The organism is Calidithermus terrae (assembly GCF_003574345.1).
Taxonomy (GTDB): domain Bacteria; phylum Deinococcota; class Deinococci; order Deinococcales; family Thermaceae; genus Calidithermus; species Calidithermus chliarophilus.
The window spans coordinates 1-5873 of record NZ_QXDL01000228.1 but is presented as its reverse complement, the minus strand read 5'-3'; the positions used below and the strand labels follow the sequence as shown (position 1 = coordinate 5873).

The following is a 5873-nucleotide window of genomic DNA, read 5'->3' as shown; positions in this document are numbered from 1 at the left end:
CCCGCGCGTCGAGCCCCACCTCGCCCCGCACCCGGCCCCGCACGGGCTGGCCGAAGGCCGCGGCCAGGGGCGCGGTCTCGAGGTCGAAGCGCACCCGGCCCTCGCGCAGGGTGGCCTCCCCCCCGGGCAGGGTCAGGCGGGCCTGCAGGCCCTCGAGGCTGGGCTCCTCGAGCCGGGCCGACAGCCGCAGCGGCACGCCGGCGAAGTCCCCGGCCAGCTCGGCCCCGACCTCGGCGGCCTCGCCGCGCAGCTCGCCGGTGATCACGCCCGCCTTGCCCAGCGCGGCGTAGGGCCAGCGCACCCGGCCCTGGTAGCTGAGCCCCCGGCCCCGCAGCCGCAGCGGCCCCTCCAGGCTCCAGGTCTGGCGGTTCACGTCGGCGCTCAGGCTCCACCCGGCGGGCTCGAGGTAGGGCAGCGCGTAGCGGCCCGATCCCCGGGCCTGGAGCTCGCCCCACGGGCCCTCCAGGCGCACGGTGCCCTCGAGGTAGGGCACGTCCAGACGGGCCTCGGCGCTCAGGCCCCGGGTGTCGGCGAAGGCCCGCAGGCTGCCCCAGCGGGTGTCGCCGCTCAGGGCCACGCGCCCCAGCAGGCTCGAGCCCTGGGCGCTGAGCTGGCCGTACTCGGTGTCGAGCCGCAGGCTGCCGCCGCGCTCGCTCCAGGTGCCCTCGAGCGTCCCCGGCACCCCCAGCGGGCGCAGGTCGTAGCCCCGCGCCTCGAGCCGCAGGCGCAGCTCGCGGGCGTAGCTGCCGCTCAGGCGCAGGCGGCCGCGCTGGAACTCGCCCTCGTAGCGCACCTCGGACCCCTGGCCCGACAGGCGCAGCGTGCCGCCCAGCCTGGGCGAGCCCAGGCGCCCGGCGTAGCTCGCGCGCAGCAGGTTGGCGCTGCCGGCCAGGTCGAGCGGGCCCAGCCCCGGCACCGCCAGGTGGCCCTGCACCAGCAGCGCCCGCCAGGGCCCGCGCCCGCGCGCCTCACCCCAGGGGTGCTCCAGGCGCAGGCTGCCCTGCTCGAGGTCGCCCTGGGCGCTGAGCGTGGCGTCCTGCCCGGCGATCTCCACCGGCAGGGCCAGGGTGAAGGGGAACCTCCCGCTCAGTTGCACCCGCCCCTCGCCGATGCGGGCTTCCTGCAGGCTCAGGCGCACCGGCACCTGGGCCACGCGCACGGGGCCGAAGCCGGGCAGGGTCAGGCGGCCCTGCAGCGCGGGGCTCGGCCAGATCGGGCCGGAGAGCCGGGCGTAGCCGCTGGTCTCGGCCCACAGGCGCTCGCCGCGCCCCTCGAGCCGCGCCTCGAGCCAGGGCGTGCGCACCACCCCGGCCCCGCCGAAGCGCCCCCCGCGGTAGCTGAGGTCGGCCTGGGCCTCGACGAAGCCCAGCTCCAGCGGCCCCTGCACCCGCACCCCGTCCCCGCCCGCCCGGACCTGCAGGGTGTCGAGGCGGGCCCGCACCCCCTGCCCGTCGGCCACGCCCTGCAGGGGCAGGCGGCCCAGGGGGGTGCGCACCGCGCCGCTGAAGCGCGTGCGCATGCCCTCGAGCACCCCGTTCACCTCGGCGTAGTCGCCCAGCAGGCGCCAGCCGCCCGAGAAGGCGTCGCGGGCGTAGCGCACCTGCCCGCTGAGGGTGAAGTCGCCCCCCAGCCGCAGCGGCAGGCGGCGCACGCTGAGGTCGAGGATCCCGTCGGCGAACTGCCCCTCGGCGTAGTCGTTGGCGAAGCGCCACACCCGCCCTTCCTGGCGCACGGCCAGGGGGAAGCGGGCGTAGTCGGAGTCGTACCGCAGGTCGGCGCTGAAGCGCCCGTTCCTGAGGCGGCCGCTCCCGCTGAGGCTGCCCACGACCAGCTCGAGGCGCCGCAGGCTCAGGGCCAGGTCGTCCCAGCTCCCCGACAGCCCCACCTCCCCCAGCCGCCCCTGCACCCGGCTGCCGTCCCCGGTGAGGCGGCCCGAGAGGTCGAAGGGCTTAGCCACCGGGGGCAGGTTGACCGGCCGCGACACCACGTCGGCGCTCCAGCGGCTCCCCTGGCTGCGGAAGCTCACCCCGGCCTCGCCCAGCAGCGGCTTGGGCAGCGTGAGCCGCCCCTGGGCCTGCGTGGCGTTGCCCTGCCCGGTGAGCCGCAGCACGCTGCCCAGGTTGTCCTTGAGGTCTACGGCGTAGCCCTGGTTGACCAGCTTGACCCCGGCGGTGTAGGTGCGGTCGAAGAGGCGGCCCCGCACGGCGGCGTTGAGCCGGAAAACCTGGTCGAAGCCGAGGGTGCCCTCGTAGCTCAGCGGCTCGCCCACCAGCTTGCCCTGGCCCTCGTACTCCCCGGTGATCACCAGCTTCTCCCAGCCCCGGCCCTCCAGCAGCAGCGGGCCGCCGCCCTCCACCGGCAGCACCAGCCCGTAGCTCTTGGCCAGCTCGGCCAGCTTGGGGCGCCCCTGCACGCGGAAGGTGTAGTTGCGGGCCTCGATGTCCACGGTGGCGTCGCCCACCACCGGCGCCCCCAGCGCGCTGCCGGTGAGGTTGGCGGTGACGACGTTGTCCTTGAAGTCCACGGGCCCCGCGATGTCGGTGACGGTCAGGCCCACCACGCTGGCCCGGGCGTCCTCGAGCCGGCTGTGGCCCTGGACGCCGCGCGGGGAGAGGGTCCAGCGGGTCTCGAAGGTGCCGCCCTCGAGCCCCTCGTACCAGTAGCTCAGCGCCCGCACCTCGCCCGTAGCCTGCACCTCCCAGGCCTCGAACTCCCGCCCGGTGCGGCGCAGTTGCCCGCTGGCCGAGCCCTTGGGCAAGGTGGCGGTGAAGGCGTAGCTGGGGCCGTTGCCCCGCAGCGACACGCCCAGCGGGGGCAGGGCCATGGCGCGGGCCTCGCCGAAGCGGAGCTCCACCCCCTCCAGCCGAAGCTCGTCCACCCTGAGCTTGACCTGGGGCTCGGCCGCCGGGGGCCGGGCCTGGAAAATCTCCTCCCACTTCAGGGCCACCCGCCCGTCCTTGACCCGGATGCGGACGGGCAGTTCCCGCCGGAACAGCCCGGTGAGCCCGTACTCGAGCTGCACGCGCTCGCCCTCGAGCTTGACGCCGGGACGCTCGAGCTTGACCCCGCGCACCTCGAGGCCGGTCAGGAGGTAGCCGCTGGTCCCCCTCCACTCGGCCTTGAACCCGAGCCCCTTGAGGATCTCGCCCAAGACCAGCGACTGCACGGGCGGCAGCGCGGGGAGGAGCCCGATGCCCAACAGCAGGAGCACCGGGACTAAGCGCCAAAGGCGCAATCTCCCCCTCTTCCCCGCTTGTTCCGTCCCCTTTTCAACCACCCTGGCCCAACTTTCGCGTGAATTTATCCAGCTTCAACGCCCACCGCGGAGCGCTCGAAGCTCATGATAGCCAATTTCTCCTGTGTGCTACGTGAACGCAGCCTGCAAAATGGTTATCGAACACTTTGCTAAAGCCCCTGACCAGGGCTTAGGCTGGCCTCATGACCCGTATCGTCGCCCTGGTCAGCGGAAACGTACAGGGCGTGGGCTACCGTGCCTACGCCCAGCGCAAAGCCCAAGAACTCGGCCTCAGCGGCTACGCCGAAAACCTCAGCGACGGCCGGGTCGAGGTGGTGGCCGAAGGCCCCAGGGAGGCCCTCGAGCACCTCCTGCACTTCCTCCGGCAGGGCCCGCGCCTCGCCCGGGTGGACCAGGTGGAGGTGCAATGGAGTGAGGCGACGGGGTTGAAGGGGTTCAGGACGTATTGAGGTCGATAGCCGATAGCCAAACGCTCAACGCCGTAGGGGCGCGAGACCTCGCGCCCCTACAAAATCAACGGGTAGCGTCCGGGACGTAGCCGGATTGGGTCCAGGCCGCAGGGCGGGTGCCCCGGGCGATGAGCTCTTCAGCGATTTCCTGCTTGAGTTCGGGCAGGCCGCCGCCGCTGACGGCCGAGACCGCGAGCCCGCCCAGGCGTTCGCGGAGGAACTCGAGGTCGTACCCGCCCGCCCGGTCGGCCTTGGAGAGCACCAGGATCTTGGGCGCTTCCACCTCGAGGTCCCGCAGGATCTGCTCGACCACGGCGTAGCGCTCGAGCGCCCCCTCCTGCGAGGCGTCGAGGACGTGCAGCAGCACGTCGGCGTCGCGCAATTCCTCGAGGGTCGAGCGGAAAGCCTCCATCAGCTCGTCGGGCATGTGGCGGATGAAGCCCACGGTGTCGGTGTAGAGCACCTCGCCCAACTTGGGCAGGAAGCCGCGGCGGGTGAGGGGGCGCAGCGTGGCGAAGAGCTTGTTCTCGCCCTGCTCGCCCTTCCTGGCTAAAGCCTGCATCAGGGTGGTCTTGCCCGCGTTGGTGTAGCCCACCACCGAGACGATGGGCAACCCCCCGCGCTCGCGCTGGCGGCGGGTCTCCTGGCGGCGGCCCGAGATCTCCTGGAGCTTGCGGGTGAGCTCGGCGATGCGGTCTTGCAGGCGGCGGCGGTCCTGCTCGAGCTTGGTCTCGCCGGGCCCCCGCGTGCCGATGCCGCCGCCCAGCCGCGAGAGGCTGCGGCCCCGGCCCACCAGGCGGGGCAGGAGGTACTTGAGCTGCGCCAGCTCGACCTGCACCTTGGCCTCGGGGGTGCGGGCGTGCTGGGCGAAGATGTCGAGGATGAGCTGGGTGCGGTCGAGCACCTTGAGGCCGGTAGCGGCCTCGAGCTCGCGGGCCTGGGCGGGGGAAAGCTCGAGGCCGAAGATCAGCGTGGCGGCGTTCTCGTGGTAGGCCTTGCTCTGGAGGTCTTCGATCTTGCCGCGCCCGACCACGTAGCGCGCGTCGAGCACGGGGCGGTAGACGAGCTCCTTGTGGGTCACGATGGCCCCCGCCGTGCGGGCGAGCTCGGCCAGCTCGGCCAGGTCCACCTCGGCCTGGGTCCCCTCGCCCCGGTCGATGCCCACCAGGACCGCGCGCTCGCCCGATCCGTCCTCAAGGTCGAGAACCCGGGCCTGCCGCGAGAGCTCCTCCTCCAGCGCCTCGACCGCGCCCCCGAGGTCCCACTCGAGGTACTCGTGGTAGGGGCGCGAGGGCAGGATCTGCCAGTCCTCCTCGTCGGCCTTGGGCGGGGAGAGCAGGGCAAGGTGCAGGGTGCGGGGCTGGCTGCCTTCGATCTCGAGCGCCGCCATCACGTCGAGGCGGTGCAGGAAGAGGGCGGAGAGGTCGGGACGGGAGAGCCCGCCCTTGCCGAGGTGCGTGTGGATCAGGCGATACCCGGAGAGCCGGGTCTCGACGTACGCCCCTTCGGGGATGGGCACCTCCTTGGCGTCCCCCACCGCCACCCGGATGACGTGCCCGCCCCGGTCGAGCAGCAGGCTGATGGGCTTACCGATCTCGTCGGAGAGCCCCGCGAGGGTGTTGGCGAGTTCGGCCGTCAGGAGGCGATCCGCCGGGACCCGACGCCGGTACAGGTTAACGAGCCGCTTTTTTTCGCTGGGTTTGAGTCCGTTGGTCCTGCCGAAAATTTGCTCCATTAGGTAATGGCTCGAGTATAGCACCGCGCCCAGGCGCTATTGGGCACACTCGCACGTTTGGGAAGGGTCTAGGGGCGATGGTCGATAGTCGATAGCTGATAGCCGAACGCCGAACGCTAAACGCCGGGCGCGGGTCGTACGTCGGATGCGGGTCGGGCGTCCTACGTCGTACGTCGTACGCAAAACGCCAAACGCAAAACACCTTGCTCCCCCCTTAGCAAGGGGGGCTGGGGGGGATAAACCCTCCCCGTACACGGGGAGGGGCAACCACGAGCCACTAGTCTTTCGCTGACGGCTGATAGCTGACCGCTGACGGCTTACCGCTTACACCCTGCCCCTTGCCGTCCCAGGCTGTAGACTGGAGTTCATGCGCTGGCTGGCCCTGTGGTTCGCGCTCCTGCTGTTGCTGAGCCCCGGGGTGGGGGTTCGGGGG

Annotated in this window: 2 protein-coding genes and 1 pseudogene; 1 reads left to right on the top strand and 2 read right to left on the bottom strand. The window is 72.3% G+C overall.

Annotation, left to right across the window (positions count from 1 at the left end):
* Positions 1 to 3235: pseudogene (locus Mterra_RS18035) on the bottom strand (translocation/assembly module TamB domain-containing protein); the annotation flags it as partial.
* Between the two features lie 203 nt (positions 3236 to 3438).
* Here Mterra_RS18035 and Mterra_RS18030 point away from each other — a divergent pair.
* Complete coding sequence (locus tag Mterra_RS18030; RefSeq protein ID WP_027894174.1) at positions 3439 to 3705, top strand: acylphosphatase; 267 nt, start codon at positions 3439 to 3441, stop codon at positions 3703 to 3705.
* 64 nt (positions 3706 to 3769) lie between these two features.
* Here Mterra_RS18030 and hflX read toward each other — a convergent pair whose 3' ends face one another.
* On the bottom strand, positions 3770 to 5440 hold the full coding sequence (gene hflX / locus Mterra_RS18025) for a GTPase HflX (RefSeq protein ID WP_119316409.1): 1671 nt from the start codon (positions 5438 to 5440) through the stop codon (positions 3770 to 3772).
* Positions 5441 to 5873: the final 433 nt, after the last annotated feature.